The organism is Streptomyces sp. NPDC001858 (assembly GCF_053594615.1).
In genome coordinates this window covers 25,058-38,893 of sequence record NZ_JBSFEV010000028.1, presented here as the reverse complement: position 1 = coordinate 38,893, position 13,836 = coordinate 25,058, and the positions used below count along the sequence as shown (strand labels likewise).

The 13,836-nt window shown below is 70.8% G+C and carries 14 protein-coding genes; 1 reads left to right on the top strand and 13 read right to left on the bottom strand.

Translation table 11 applies throughout. The annotated features are described in order from the left end of the window. Window positions 1-127: 127 nt before the first annotated feature. The 4 genes from ACWCPF_RS31305 to ACWCPF_RS31290 all read right to left on the bottom strand — a co-directional run bounded on the left by ACWCPF_RS31305 (window position 128) and on the right by ACWCPF_RS31290 (window position 5,555). Complete coding sequence (locus ACWCPF_RS31305) at window positions 128-1,840, bottom strand: thiamine pyrophosphate-dependent enzyme (protein ID WP_451048464.1); 1,713 nt, start codon at window positions 1,838-1,840, stop codon at window positions 128-130. A 13-nt stretch (window positions 1,841-1,853) separates the two neighbouring features. Beyond that, window positions 1,854-2,714: an amidohydrolase family protein gene (locus tag ACWCPF_RS31300; protein WP_451048463.1), complete on the bottom strand. Its 861-nt coding sequence runs from the start codon at window positions 2,712-2,714 to the stop codon at window positions 1,854-1,856. A 151-nt stretch (window positions 2,715-2,865) separates the two neighbouring features. Continuing rightward, entirely contained in the window at window positions 2,866-4,074 is a 1,209-nt protein-coding gene (gene lhgO, locus ACWCPF_RS31295; RefSeq protein ID WP_451048462.1) for an L-2-hydroxyglutarate oxidase, read from the bottom strand. A gap of 32 nt (window positions 4,075-4,106) precedes the next feature. Then, window positions 4,107-5,555, bottom strand: coding sequence for an aldehyde dehydrogenase family protein (locus tag ACWCPF_RS31290; protein WP_451048461.1), 1,449 nt, complete (start codon window positions 5,553-5,555; stop codon window positions 4,107-4,109). Between the two features lie 135 nt (window positions 5,556-5,690). On the opposite strand from ACWCPF_RS31290, the gene ACWCPF_RS31285 reads away from it, so the two are divergent. Next, window positions 5,691-5,978 carry a putative quinol monooxygenase gene (locus tag ACWCPF_RS31285; protein ID WP_451048460.1) on the top strand — a complete coding sequence of 96 codons (288 nt, stop codon included), beginning with the start codon at window positions 5,691-5,693 and terminating at the stop codon, window positions 5,976-5,978. A 107-nt stretch (window positions 5,979-6,085) separates the two neighbouring features. On the opposite strand, the gene ACWCPF_RS31280 is transcribed toward ACWCPF_RS31285, so the two are convergent. From ACWCPF_RS31280 to ACWCPF_RS31240, 9 genes are read right to left on the bottom strand one after another with little or no spacing between them, the layout of a single operon-like run. Beyond that, on the bottom strand, window positions 6,086-7,081 hold the full coding sequence (locus tag ACWCPF_RS31280; protein WP_451048459.1) for a methionine synthase II (cobalamin-independent)-like protein: 996 nt from the start codon (window positions 7,079-7,081) through the stop codon (window positions 6,086-6,088). 3 nt (window positions 7,082-7,084) lie between these two features. Then, window positions 7,085-7,561 (bottom strand): GlcG/HbpS family heme-binding protein, encoded by a 477-nt coding sequence (locus tag ACWCPF_RS31275; protein ID WP_451048458.1) that lies wholly within the window; start codon window positions 7,559-7,561, stop codon window positions 7,085-7,087. Beyond that, entirely contained in the window at window positions 7,558-8,343 is a 786-nt protein-coding gene (locus ACWCPF_RS31270) for an alpha/beta fold hydrolase (RefSeq protein WP_451048457.1), read from the bottom strand. Before ACWCPF_RS31270 ends, ACWCPF_RS31275 begins: the two co-directional genes overlap by 4 nt. Window positions 8,344-8,369: 26 nt before the next feature. After that, complete coding sequence (locus tag ACWCPF_RS31265; RefSeq protein ID WP_451048456.1) at window positions 8,370-8,741, bottom strand: VOC family protein; 372 nt, start codon at window positions 8,739-8,741, stop codon at window positions 8,370-8,372. Continuing rightward, window positions 8,738-9,508, bottom strand: a complete 771-nt coding sequence (locus ACWCPF_RS31260; RefSeq protein WP_451048455.1) for a fumarylacetoacetate hydrolase family protein — start codon at window positions 9,506-9,508, stop codon at window positions 8,738-8,740. Before ACWCPF_RS31260 ends, ACWCPF_RS31265 begins: the two co-directional genes overlap by 4 nt. Next, on the bottom strand, window positions 9,505-10,953 hold the full coding sequence (locus ACWCPF_RS31255) for an NAD-dependent succinate-semialdehyde dehydrogenase (protein WP_451048454.1): 1,449 nt from the start codon (window positions 10,951-10,953) through the stop codon (window positions 9,505-9,507). Before ACWCPF_RS31255 ends, ACWCPF_RS31260 begins: the two co-directional genes overlap by 4 nt. 20 nt (window positions 10,954-10,973) lie before the next feature. Then, window positions 10,974-11,918 carry a VOC family protein gene (locus ACWCPF_RS31250; RefSeq protein WP_451048453.1) on the bottom strand — a complete coding sequence of 315 codons (945 nt, stop codon included), beginning with the start codon at window positions 11,916-11,918 and terminating at the stop codon, window positions 10,974-10,976. A 30-nt stretch (window positions 11,919-11,948) separates the two neighbouring features. Next, a complete protein-coding gene (locus ACWCPF_RS31245) occupies window positions 11,949-12,860 on the bottom strand; it encodes a LysR family transcriptional regulator (RefSeq protein ID WP_451048452.1) in 912 nt (303 codons plus the stop codon). 12 nt (window positions 12,861-12,872) lie between these two features. Next, window positions 12,873-13,820 carry a sugar ABC transporter substrate-binding protein gene (locus ACWCPF_RS31240; protein ID WP_451048451.1) on the bottom strand — a complete coding sequence of 316 codons (948 nt, stop codon included), beginning with the start codon at window positions 13,818-13,820 and terminating at the stop codon, window positions 12,873-12,875. Window positions 13,821-13,836: the final 16 nt, after the last annotated feature.

Sequence of the window (13,836 nt, the reverse complement as noted above, 5' to 3'; positions counted from 1 at the left end):
GACGAGACCTCCTGGGTTGCAGCGCCCCGAAAGGGGCGCGGGGCTGTATCGATGTGCGGCTCCGCCGCGTGGGCGCGACCAGCCACGAACGGCCCGCAGTGTGTGGACGACACGTCCGGCAAAGCGCTCAGCGATCGACGAGCACATCGACGACGGCGGTGGTGCCCTCGGCGACAGCCTTGAGCGCCCGCTCCAACGCGGGCGCCAACGAGTCCGGCGTGTCGACGGTCTCCGTGTGCATCCCGAACGCCTCGGCGAACGAGGCGAGTCGGGGCAGCCGGTGCAGATCCGTGCCGAGCCACTCCCCCGTCTCGGCGGCGGCGCCCTCGGGGTAGAACCTGCGGTGGTTGAGGTTCATGGACTTGTAGACGCGGTTGTTGAACACCACGATCAGCAGCGGCAGTTGATAGGAGGCGCTGGCGTCGTACGACGGGATGACCGGGTTGTACGCGAACGCGCCGTCGCCGATCGTGAGCACCACCGGCCGGTCCCGCGCGGCGAGTTTGACGCCGAGCGCGACCGCGATGCCCTGGCCGAGGCCGCCCTGCACATAGAAGTACGAGTCAGGGGCGTCGGTCCGCAGATGCCGTCTGACGGTCCGGCTGTGGGTGATGGTCTCGTCGACGACGATGCCGTCCCGTCCGTCGAGCAGCCGGCGCAGGGTCGCGGCGACCAGGACCGGGTCGATGCCCTCCGCCTGGGCGGCGGCCTCGGCCTCGGCGGCGGCGATCGCGGCCTGTTCGGCGGTGCGCCGCTCCTCCTGCGCCGCACGGCGGACCGCCACGGCGCCGTCGTCGAGATCCTTCGCCCGTTTGGTCAGCTGGCGCAGGGTGTTGGCGACGTTGCCCTCCAAGTAGCGGTCCGCGAACAGGACTTGGTAGGCGATGTGCGGGCGCTGCGGCACCTCGTCGATGACCACGATCCGCGCCTTGGAGGGGCGGCGCGACGGCGGGTAGAAGGGGGCACGGCAGTTGACGAGGAGGATGAGGTCGGCCTCGTCCATCCATGGCCCGATGTCGCTGCCGGCGTGCAGCGGATGGGTGCGCGGGAAGTTGCCGCACACGGCCGAGTCGGGCTCGACGACCGGAAGGCTCCACGCCTCGGCGAAGGCGACGAGGGCCTCGAAGCCGCCCGCCTCACGGCCGGCCGTCTCGGTCACGACGACCGGGTTGCGCGCCTCCCGGATCAGCTGGGCGACCGGGTCGACCTCCTCGGGCGAGCTGTGGGTGGAGCCCGGCGGCACGACGGGTTCGGCCTCGCGGCCGTCCCAGTCCGCCAGGAGGATCTCCAGCGGGATGTTGAGGTATGCCGGTCCCGTGGGCGCCCGCCGGGCCAGCTCCGCCGCCCGCGTGATCATGGTCGGCAGGGTGTGCACGCTCGCGGCCTCGTTGGACCACTTGGTGAACGGACCCGCGACGCCGTGCGGGCCGCCCACGATGGACAGGTTGCGGTACCACTGGCCGCCCGGGTCCGGTCCGGGGCCGTCGCCGTAGGTGGTCGACTCCGAGGAGGAGACCACCATGGGGACGCCCGCGAGCAGTGCCCCGTGGACGGCCATGGAGCCCTGGAGCAGACCGGGGGCCGCGTGCAGCAGCACGCCCTGCGGGCGGCGCTCGACGAGGCCGTAGCCGGTGGCCATGCCGACGGCGACGGTCTCGTGGGTGAGGTCGAGGTAGCGCGGCGCGGGCTCGCCGTCGCGGTGGCGCCGGGCCAGGGACTCCCACACCGGGGCCCACTCGGACCCCGACGAGCAGAAGAGGTAGTCGGCGCCGACGGCGTTGAAGGCGGCTACGAAGGCATCACCGCCGTCACGGCCGGGCGCGTGGGTGCTGTCCGTCATCTCTGGTGTGTCCTCAGCCCTCGATCGGCCAGTTCAGGACCTCGGAGATACCGCGGCCCATGATCCACTCCAGCTCCTCGGGCGTGAAGTCCCAGTGCTTGGTGAACTGCTCGACGGTGTCGGTGTAGGTGATGCCGTGGCCCAGCAGGCGGGTGATGTCGGTGCCGTAGAAGCAGCGCTGCGGGCCCATCCGGTCGACCATCTCGCGCACGTACTTCTGGATGTTGTTGTTCGGGAACGGCTGCGTCGAGTAGCCGGGCAGCGCCGAGACCTTGACGTAGATGTTCGGGTGGGCGGCCAGGTCGGCGGTCTCCGAGACCCAGTAGCCGATCGAGTCGTCGACGCAGCGGGCCATGATGCCCATGTGATCGATGATGATCTTCAGCTCGGGGTGCTTCTCGGCGATCTGTCCCAGCTCCCGCTTCCAGATGGGGGCGTGGACCATGGTCGGGATGCCGAGCTGCTCGGCCACCGGCCAGTACCAGTCGTTGGTGCCGTCGATCATCCAGTTGCGGTCCTGCGGCCGGTGGAAGGTGAGGCGGGTGCCCTTGACGTGCGGGTTCTGCGCGAAGTCGGCGAGCATCGCCTTGCCCTCTTCGGGCTTGTTCTGCGGGATGCGGGCCATGATGCCGAAGCGGTCCGGATGCGCCTCGCACGCTTCGAGGGCGTAGTCGATGCGGTCGCCCTCCCAGGACGGCGGCAGGATCAGCGCGCGGTTCACGCCGGCCTCGTCCATCAGCTCCAGGGCCTCTTCGTAGGAGAAGGGGTCCTCGCGGTGGCCGTTGAGGCGGATCCGCTCCCGGGCTCCCGGGACCCAGGGGCGGTCCGGGGTCTCTTCCAGCCAGATGTGGATCTGCGTGTCGACGACGAACATGTCCCGTACTTCCTTCTCTCGGTGAGGCAGGTGGTGGGGCGTTGCGCAGGGAACGCTAGGCGGGCGGAAAGGCCTTGCGGAGCCCCTGGGAGCGCAAGCTGTTGTTGCGTGAATCCGCCCTGTTCGCAGCGCATTTCCCGGCCCGCGGGCGTCATGTTGTGGAACCGGTTGCGAAAACCGCGGCGGCGATGTGCTCGGCGATCGCCATGGAGGCCGTGGCGGCCGGCGAGGGCGCGTTGCGCACGGCGGTGACCCGGCCCACCCGATGGATGCGGAAGTCGTCCAGGAGGGTGCCGTCCCGGTCCAGGGCCTGGGCGCGCACGCCCGCTCCGCCGCGTACGACGTCCTGGACGCCGACGCCGGGGACGTACAGCGCGGCGTCCTTCATGAAGGCCGCCGCCGAGAACGACCCGCGGTACTCCCGCAGGCCCGTGCGCCAGTGCCGGGCCGCCATCTTCCAGGCGCCCGGGTAGGCGGCCAGGCCGAGCAGGTCCCTCGGGGAGACCCGGGTGCGGGTGTAGCCCTCTCTGGCGAGGGCCAGGACGGCGTTGGGGCCGACCTCCACGGAGCCGTCGACGCGCGGTGTGAAGTGGACGCCGAGGAACGGGTAGCGCGGATCGGGCACCGGGTAGATCAGCCCGCGCACCAGCTCCGTCTTCTCCCGTCTGAGCAGCATGTACTCGCCCCGGAACGGGACGATCCGCGGTTCCGGCCGGTCCTGCGCGAGCCGGGCCACGGCATCGGAGTGCAGGCCCGCGCAGAGGACCAGCCGGTCCACGCGCACGCGTTCCGGCCCGGAGGCCACCTCGATGCCGCCGCGCACCTCGGTGACGCCCGTGACCGGGAAGCCGAGCCTCATCTTCCCGCCGGAGTCGACGACGTCCGCGGCGAACGCGCGGGCGACGGCCGGGTAGTCGGTGATCGCGGTGCGCGGGGAGTGCAGGGCGGCGACACCGCCGGCGTGCGGCTCGATCTCCCGGATCTCCTCGCGGGAGATCCTGCGCAGCTCGGGCACATGGTTGTTGCGGGCGCGGTCGTAGAGGTCGTTCATCCGGCCCAGCTCGTCCTCGCGGACGGCCACGACGAGTTTGCCTAGCTCGCGGTAGGGCAGCCCGCGGTCCTGGCAGTACTCGCGCAGCAGCGACACGCCCCGCACGGTCAGGTCGGCCTTGAGACTGCCGGGCGTGTAGTAGATGCCGGCGTGGACGACGCCCGAGTTGTGGCCGGTCTGGTGGAGCGCGACCTCCTGCTCCTTCTCGAAGACCACGACCCGGGCGCCGGGCCGGCTCAGGGCGATCTCGCGGGCGGTGGCCAGCCCCACGATGCCGGCCCCGACGATGCCGATCGTCTCGTCAGCCATCGACAGTTCCTCTCTCTCGCTGCTTGCGACCGTCAGCCGCCGAAGTGGACGGCGACGGTCTTGACGCGCGTGGAGAAACGCAGGACTTCCTCGCCCTGTTCCTTGTAGGCCGTGCCGGAGTCGTGAAACCCGCCGAACGGCAGGTGGACGTCCCAGCCGGTGGTCGTGGTGTTGACGGCGACCTGGCCGCACTCGACCTCGTCGGCGAAACGGTGCGCGTACGCCAGATCGCGGGTGAAGACGGCGGCGGCAAGGCCGAAGTCGGAGTCGTTGACGGCGGCGACGGCCGCGTCGAAACCGGTTACCGCCCGCACCGCGAGCACCGGCCCGAAGACCTCCTCGCGCCAGATCGCCATCTCCGGCGTGACCTCGCCGAGCACGGTGGGCCGCACATAGCAGCCGTGCGCCCGTTCGCCCTCGGTGTCGGCCCCGCCGCCGGTGAGGACGGTCGCGCCCGCCTCCACGGCCCCGGCCAGATCGGCGAGGACGCTGTCGCGCTGCCGGGGGCTCGACAGCGGGCACAGCGTGGTCGCCGGGTCGCTCCCCGGACCGACCCTGAGGGCCTCCACCTCGGCGACCAGCAGCCGGGTGAACTCCTCGTACACCGGCCGCTCGACGACGACCCGGCTGGTGGCGGTGCAGCGCTGGCCCGCCTGACCGAAGGAGGCCGCCACGACGGCCCTGGCGGCGGCCGGCAGATCGGCGTCCCGGAGGACCACGGAGGCGTTCTTGCCGCCGAGTTCGCCCTGGAAGCGGACGTTGCGGTCGAGGAGACGCCGTCGAATACGGTTACCGACGGCGTTGGAGCCGGTGAAGGTGATGCCGACGATCCGCGCGTCGTCGAGCAGCGCGTCCTCGATCTCGGCGGTCCGGCCGGTCACGACGTTCAGCACGCCCGCGGGCAGCCCGGCGTCGTGCAGGGCTCTCGCGAAGTGCAGGCCCGACAGCGGGGTCTCGGTGGCCGGCTTGAAGACGGCCGCGTTGCCGGCCGCGAGCAGCGGGGCCAGCTTGCGGGCCGGGGTGATCAGCGGGTCGTTCCACGGGCTGATCACCAGGATCACGCCGATCGGCTCACGCTGGGTGTGGGTGCGGTGGTTCGGCCGTACGTCGTGCAGGAGGGTGCCGTAGCCCTGGCGGGCGAGACCGGCGTAGTACTCCAGGAAGTCGGCGGCCTTGAGGGTCTCGCCGGTCGCCTCCGCGCGGGTCTTGCCGTTCTCCGCCGTCACGTCGGCGGCGATCTCCTCGACCCGCTCGCGGATCAGCCGGGCCGCGTCGCTGAAGACCCGCGCCCGCTCGAAGGGGCTGGTGCGCTTCCAGAGGGCGAACCCGCGCTCCGCGTGGTCGAAGGCCCGGGTCACGTCCTTGGCGGCGAGGGCGGGGACACGGGCGAAGGGGGCGCGGACGTCGGCCGGGTCGTGGACGTCGATCCACTCGCCGGTCGTCACCCACTCCCCGCCGGAGAGGATTTCCACAGTAAGCATGCCGTTCACGACACCTCACTGGTAGCGATGGGACCAGCTCCGGGACGGCAGACATTGGTTGCGCTCCGTGCGAGCCGCCCGTCTGGGCATTCATGCTGGAATCGGCGGGCCCGACGAACCATGAGGAGAAGACCGATGTCCTACGCCGTCATCGCCCGCTACCACTGCGACCCCGCCGACGAGGCGATCGTGCGCGCCGCGCTGCTGAAGGTGCGCGAGCAGACCCGGGCCGAGCCCGCGAACCTCGCGTACGAGGTGCACGCCGAGGCGGGCGAGCCCGGCAGTTTCGTGTTGTACGAGCAGTATGCCGATCAGGCCGGGTTCGAGGCGCACAAGGCCTCCGGCCACTTTCGGGAGCTGGTCGTGGGGACGGTATGGCCCTTGCTCACGGAGCGCTCTGTGACGTTTGGCGAGGTGCTTTAGCGTCTGCGTGGCTTGTGTTTCGTGTCGGGGCGCGGGTGATCTGTGGCTTGTCGCGCACACGCGGCGGAGCCGCATATCGGATACAGCCCCGCGCCCCTGGGGGTGTTTCAGAACTCGTTGCCCCATACGTACCGGGCGAGTGTCTCCACCAGGACCAGCTTCTTGCGCTGCTGCTCGGTGGTCAGCAAAGGGCTGCTTGCCGTGTCGGCGAAGCCCCTCGACGGGGACAGGGCCGCGTCCTCCAAGTCCTTGAGTTCGCCTGCCGCGTCGATGCGGGCCAGGACCGTGTCAAGGTCCTCCAGTGCGGCCACCGTCGCGTCGACCACGCCCAGGCAGGCGTCCCGGTCCTCCGGCAGTGCTCTGAGCAGGTCGAGTTCGGCCTCGTCGGCGTACAGGAGCGGCAGGATCCAGCGGTCCGCCGGGATCTCGGCGTAGAGCCGCTCGGCCGCCGCCCGGTCCACCTCGACGGGGGCCGCCCAGCCGGGGCAGACTCCGATCCGGACGCCCTCGGGGCGTTCGTCGAGCCGTACCGCGAGCGCCTCGACGGCCAGGGCGTCCTCGAAGGAGAGCACGCCCGGGTCGGCCGGATCGGTGCTCAACTGGCCCAGCAGGAGCGGGTTGTTGAGCTGGATCAGCCGTACGCCCTTCGACACCAGCAGCGCGATCTCCGCCCGGACGATCTCGGCCAGCGCCTCGCCCAGTTCCCGGGCGCAGGACGGGCCGAGGCCGGGCCGGTACGTCGTGGCGGCGAGGTACGCCGGGGACGGCAGCGACACCTTGGGCGCGATCGCCGTCAGCTCGGCGAGCCGTTCGGCCCACTCGGCGACCAGCGGGCCGTCGGCCTTCGGCAGGGCCTCGGCGACCCACCGGACCAGGCCGTCGGGGCCGGTCTCGTCCGTGCGGCGCATTCCTGACACACCGTCAAGAATCGCGCTGCGGAAGTCCTCCCGGGGGAAGTCTCCGTCGGTGACGACCGTGGAGCGCAGCTTGCGCTGGAAGGCCACCGCGTCCTCGACCGCCTGCTGTGCGCCGATCGCGGCGAGGCCGGTCGGGCGGACCAGGCTGCCGTGGTGGTCGATGCGGTAGTTGAAGGTGTCCGCCATGGCTCAGGCGTCCTTTCCGGGACCGGCCGGTCCGCCGGCGACGCCCCAGGCGGCGAACTCCAGCTCGTAGCCGAGGGATTCGAGGACCTCGTCGGCGATGCGCTGGTCCTCGTCCGCGGTGCCGCCCGCGATGCCGAGGCCGCCGATGATCTCGCCGTCCTTCTTGATGGTCATGCTGCCCTCGGTCGCCATGATCGGCACGGCGGCGCCGGGCAGTTGGGAGAGCTGGGCGAAGAAGACGGGCTGGCTCTCCTGCCATTTCTTCAGCATCTTGCCGGGTCGCTGCATCACGGCCGCGGTGTACGCCTTGGCCCGGGCGATGTCCGGGGTGAGGGGGCGGGCTCCGTCCGGGCGGCGGATGGCGATGGGGAAGCCGCCGGCGTCCACGACGGCGACGCTCACCGCCTTGCCGATCGCCTGGGCGCGCCGGTGGGCGGCCTCGATGATCTCCTCGGCGGCGGCCAGGGTCAGGCTGCTCATGCTGCTTCCTTCGGTGCGGTGAGGGTGCGGCGCAGGCGGGCGACGGCCGCGTTGTAGGCGTCGGGCGTCTCCCAGTACATGGAGTGCGGCGCGCCCGGGACGATCTCCAGGTGCGAGCCGGGGAGCAGTTCATGGGCGCGGGTGACGGTCTTGACGCTGAGCACCGCGTCCTTCTCGCCGGCGAGGAAGGCGACCTTGACGCCCGAGGCCTGGATCTCCTCCAGGGACGGGCCGTTGGTGTCGAGGTTGCGCAGATCCTGCATCTTGGCGACGTTGAAGGTGCCCAGCTGCTGGAACAGGAAGGTGAGGTCGGCGCGCTCCTGCTGGAACGGCTTGGTGAGCAGCCGGTCGATGACGGGCAGTTTGACGGCCTCGGCGCGGTCGGCGGCGGCCAGCTCCGTGAGCTCCGGGTGGCTGATGCCGCCCAGGGAGTGGCCGAGGGCGACGGAGGAGACCCGCTCGGGGCGCAGCAGTGCGGCGCGCAGGGCGGCGACGGAGCCGATGGACTGGCCGACCAGCATGGCGTCGGTCAGGTCCTCCTGGTCGAGGACGGCGACGACGTCGCCGGGGAAGTCCTGGCCGTCGAACTCGGGCATCGAGGAGTCGGACTTGCCGAAGCCGCGCAGGTCGACGGTGACGATCGTGAACTCGTCCCGCAGTGCGGCTACCTGCTGCCACCAGGCGGCGTGGTGGCCGCCGCTGCCGTGCACGAACAGGATCGGCGGGCCGCTGCCGTGGCGCTCGTAGTAGATGGAGGTGCCGTCGGAGTCGGCGATAGGCATCGTGGTGAACTCTCTTGCAGGCGCGGTCAGTTGGGACGCTTGGCGTGGTGGACCAGTTCGATCATGGTGTGGTCGGGGTCGTGGATGTAGCAGAACTTCGACTGGTTCTCGGGGCGTTGGATCGGCCGGGTGTGCCGGATGCCCAACTCCCCCAGGTGCTCCAGAAAGTCGTCCCAGTCGTCGACCTCTACGGCGAAGTGGTAGGGCGCCATGCGCTCCATCTCCTCGACCGGGGTGAAGTGCAGGTCGAAGTTGCCCCGGGTCATCAGCACCACCTTGGTGTTGGACTTGGGCTGGATGCGCTTCATCCCGAAGACCTTCGTGTACCACTCGGCGGTCCGGTCGGGGTCGGTGGTGGGGAAGTTGACGTGGTGGATGTAGCGGGGTTCCTTGCTCATGCTCGATTCCCTTCGAGTCGTACGGGGTTGGACAGCGCACCGATGCCGCTGATCTCGACCTCCACGGTGTCTCCCGGCTCGATCTGGCAGGTGGACTCGGCGCCCATCCACAGCACGTCGCCGGGGTGCAGGGTGATGTGCCGGGTGATCTCGACGATGTGGTCGAAGGGGTCGAAGACCATGTCGCCGGTCGGGAACTCGGCCCGGATCTCGCCGTTGACGCGCAGCGTGGTCGTCTGGGCCATGGCGTCGACGTCCGTGTCGATCCAGGGGCCCATCGGTTTGAAGGTGTCGCTGTTCTTGCTGCGCCAGAACGTGCGGTCCTGGTGCTGCCAGGTGCGGGCGCTGACGTCGTTGCCGATGGTCCAGCCGAAGACGGACCCGCGCGCCTCCTCGGGGGTGGCGTGCCGGATGGTCCGGCCGATGACGGCGACGAGTTCGGGCTCGGCCTCGAACCGGCCCTCGACCTCGGCCGGCCTGACGATGGGCGAACCGTGGCCGGTGAGCGCGTTGTTGGCGCGGTAGCCGACCTCGGGCCGCTCGGGGGTCGCGGCTCCCGCGTGCGCGATGTGCCGGGGGTAGTTGAAGCCGACGGCGTAGAACACGGGCGGCACGACGGGCGGCAGCCAACGGGCCGTTGCCCGCGGCACCCGACCGGTGACGGTCGGCTCGCCCTCGATCGGGGAGCCGGACAGCAGCTCGACGTCCTCCTCCCCCACCCGGCCCCACACCGCCCGGCCGTCGACCGAGACGCGCGTGTACCTCATGGCGCCAGCAGGTGGGAGACGCGCTTGGTGACCAGGTAGGCGTCCAGCGCCTCGGGGCCGCCCTCGCGGCCGTAGCCGCTGTCCTTCACCCCGCCCGAGGGGGCCTCGTGGACCGAGCCGCCGCAGTGGTTGAGCGACAGGATCCCCGCCTCCAGGGCGGCGGAGAGCCGTTCGGCGGTGGCGGCGGACCGGGTGAAGCCGTACGCGGCGAGGCCGTACGGCAGCGCGTTCGCGGTGGCGAGCGCGTCGTCGAGGTCGGTGAAGGGCAGGATCGGCGCGAGGGGTCCGAACGGCTCCTCGTGCAGCAGCTCCGCGTCCGCGGGGACGTCGGTCAGGACGGTCGGGGCGAAGAAGTACCCGGCGCGGTCGAGCCGTTCGCCGCCGGTGCGCACCTCGGCGCCACGGGCCACGGCGTCGGCGGTGAGGCGTTCGACAGCCACCAGCCGGCGCTCGTTGGCGAGCGGGCCCATCCTCGTGCCCTCCGTCAGCCCGTCGCCGACCGCGATCTCCTCGGCGGCCTTGACGAACTCGGCGGTGAACTCCTCGACGAGGCTGTCGTGGACCAGGAAGCGGCTGGGCGAGGTGCACACCTGGCCGGCGTTGGCGAACTTGGCCTGCGCGGCCTTGCGGGCGGCCTGCACGGGGTCGGCGTCGGCGCACACGATCACCGGGGCGTGGCCGCCCAGCTCCATCAGGGCGGGCTTCATGACCTTGCCGGCCTCGGCGGCCAGCAGCTTGCCGACGGGGACCGAGCCGGTGAAGGCGACCAGCCGGGTGACCGGCGAGGCGATGAGGTGGGCGGAGACCTCCGCGGGCTCGCCGAAGACGAGGTTGAGGACACCGGCGGGCAGACCCGCGTCGGCGTAGCAGCGCACCAGTTCCATGGCCGTGGCGGGAGTCTCCTCCGACGCCTTGATCACCAGGGAGCAGCCCGCGGACAGCGCGGAGGAGATCTTCCGGTTCGGGCCGCCGACGGGGAAGTTCCACGGGACGAAGGCGGCGACGGGTCCGATGGGCTCGCGTCGTACCGTCAGCACGGTGCCGGGTTCGGACGGGATGATGCGGCCGTACGCGCGGCGGGCGTCGTCGGCGTGCCAGCGCAGGGTCTCGGCGGTGCGGCGGGCCTCGCCGGTCGACTCCGCGAGGGGCTTGCCCTGCTCCAGGGTGCTGATGCGGCCGAGCTCGACGGCGCGCTCGGCGATCAGGTCGGCGGCGGTGTGCAGGATCGCGGTGCGCCGCGCGACGGGCGTCGCGCGCCAGTTGCGGAAGCCCTCTTCGGCGGCGGCGAGTGCGCGGTCGAGGTCGGCGGCGGTGGCGAGGGGCACTGCTCCGATCGCCTTCTCGGTGGCCGGGTTCACGATCGGGGCGGTGGCGCCGGAGCCGCCCTGGCGCCACTCGCCCGCTATGTACATGCGGACGGCGGGATAGCCGTGGTCGGTGGTCATGGGTGGATGCCCTCTCAGGGTCAGGACCGGGCGGAGTCTTCCTGGTCGCGGTTGGTGCGCAGGGCCCAGATGTGGTGGGGCGGGGTGGTCTCGTGGACGCGCGTCTCGTAGCTGTCGTCGACCCGGTCCATGTCGGCGGCGTACTCGACGCGACCGCCGCAGGGGGCGTGCAGGAAGCGGAAGACGTTGGAGCCGACGGTGTGGCGGCCGAGCCTGCGGGCCTCCCGCCAGCCGCGCTCGATCATGTGGTTGCCGCCCTCGACGACGTCGTCGAAGCCGGGGACCTCGTAGGCGATGTGGTTGACGCCGGCCCGGTCGGGGCGGTGGCACAGCAGCATCGTGTGCTGGTCGTCGTCGCCGGGGGCCTGCATGAAGACGCCCATGGGCTCGACGACGTCGGTGGGCCGGAAGCCGAGCCGTTCGGTGTAGAAGGCGACGGCGTCGTCCTTGCCGGGCTTGGGGATGTTGAGGGCCACATGGCACATCCGCAGCGGACGGACCCGCTCGATCGGCTCCAGGGCGGTGTTCCAGCGGTTCACGGCGCCGAGCGCGTTGGCGGCTCGCGGGGTGACGGGCGCCGGCTTGGGGCGGGCCAGGGTGAGGCCGACGCCGAAGCCGGTCTCGTCCACGGTGTGGTGGACGCCGTCGGCGCTCTCGCGGATCTCGCGGTCCTTGCCCGCGGCGGCCGCCAGCCGCGCCAGCTCCTCCCGGGTGTCGACGCCCCACACGACCTCGCGCAGGGTGGGCCCGGGCTCCACCGGGGGCGGCAGCGGCGGGCCCGGCCGGGCGTCGAGGCAGAGGGTCTGGCCGGTGAGCGTCTCGAACACGGCGTGGTCGTCGGTCCGCTCCACGAGGAACAGTCCGAAGTCGTCGAAGAAGCGGACGCATGCGTCGAGGGCGTCGCTGCTTTCCTCGCTGCTCTCCGCGAGGCCGTAGGTGACCGATTCGATTCTCTGGATTCCCATGGACTCCTCGTTTCCTGCGGTAAGGGCGCCCTAGGGCCGGATCGCCGGCATCGGATTCTGCGAGAACCACTCGGCGAGAAAGTCGAGGAACACGCTGACCTTGCGCGGGGTGTCCTGACCGGGACCGTAGATCGCGTACAGCGGGCGGTCGGGCACGGTAAGGCCGGGCAGCAGCACCTGGAGGGCGCCGGAGAGCAGATCGTCGTAGGCCGGACGCTGCGGGAGCAACGCGATGCCCCGGCCGTGCACGGCCGCCTTCTGCAGGGCGATGTACGAGTTGGACGAGAAGGCGATGTTGCGGATCTTGTGCAGGGTGCTCGCATGTCCGTGGCCGATGCGCCACACCGGGTCGTTGACGTGGACCAGGCAGTCGTGGCCGGCGATGTCGTTGGGGTGGGCGAGGGCGCCGTGCCGTTCGATGTACGCCTCCGACGCGCAGAGCACGAAGGGCAGCGAGGAGATCTTCTTGAGCCGGACGCTGGAGTCCCTCAGGTCCCGGGTGTGGAAAGCGACGTCGAATCCGCTGTCCAGGAAATCGTAGGTACGGTCGGACATTCCGCCGAGTTCGAAACGGACCTGGATTTTCGGATGGGCCGCGGAAAAGGCGGCGATCGCGTCACCGAGATCCAGGCTGCCTATCCATTTCGGGCAGATGATGCTGAGGGCGCCCTCGGCCCGGTCGTGCGAGTCGGCGAGCGCCGCGTCCTGGGCCTCGATCTCGTCGAGGATGCGGGCGGCGAACTCCGCGTACCTCACGCCCGGCTCGGTGAGGCTGACCGAGCGGGCGGTGCGGTTGACCAGGCGTACCCCGACCTGCCGTTCCAGCTCGGCCACATGCCGTGACACCAGCGATCCGGAGGAGCCCAGTTTCTTCGCGGCTCCGTTGAAGCTTCCGGCCTGGGCGACGGTGACGAAGCTGTGCATCAGCAGCAAGCGGTCCATGGATCCTTCTTCTCACTTCGGGCAGTACTGGGGGGCCTCGCTCAGGTTGTCCTCGGTCACCAACAGAAGTGGAATGTCGGCAATTTTGTCAACCTTCTGTTCGTGCAGCAGACCCACCGCGTTCTTCACCGCCGTCTCCCCGATCGTCTTCGCCGAATTCGCGACGGTCGCCGAGAAGTCCCCGCTCTTGACGGCGGCCAGGCCGTCCTCGGTGCCGTTCACCGTGACGATCTTGACGTCCGTGGCGCCGGCCGCGTCGAACGCCTTGCGGACGGCGAACGCCATCTCCTCGTTCGCGACGAAGGCGTAGTCGAGGTCCGGATTGGCCTGGATCATGTTCTCCGCGACGTCCTGGGCCTTCGCCGGATTGAACATGCCGGGCTGGTTGGCGACGACCTTCGCGGTGGCCGGCAGGCCGGCCTCGAAGCCGCCGACCAGCAGGTCCGAGGCCGCGCCGGGGGCCCCGGCGACGATGCCGACCCGCACCTCCTTCGTGCCGGCGTCCTTCGCGATCCAGCCGGCGTCGAGACTGCCGACCTGCTCCAGGTCGACGACGGCCGCGCCGAGGATGTCGTTCACCTCGCCGGTGGACACCGAGGTCAGATAGATCGGGATGCCCGAGGCCTTCGCCTTGGCGATGTCGCCCTTGAGCGCGTCCACGTTGACCGTCTGCACGATCAGCGCGCTCACATCGCGCGAGATCATGTCCTCGATGTTGGACAGCTCGGTTCCGGCGTTCTGGTGGGAGTTGGCCGTGTAGACCTTGGCGCCCTCCGTCTTCGCCTGGCCCTCGACGGCCTTCAGCAGACAGCTGTGGAAGTGCGTGTCGCCGCCGTTGACGAAGCCGAGGGAGACGCTGTCGGAGCTGCCGGCCTCACCGTCGCCGCAACCGCTGAGCACCAGCGTGGAGCCGGCGACGGTGGCGAACAGCGCGTGGCGCGAACGGGCGGAGAGTCTCATGGTGAACCGCCTTTCA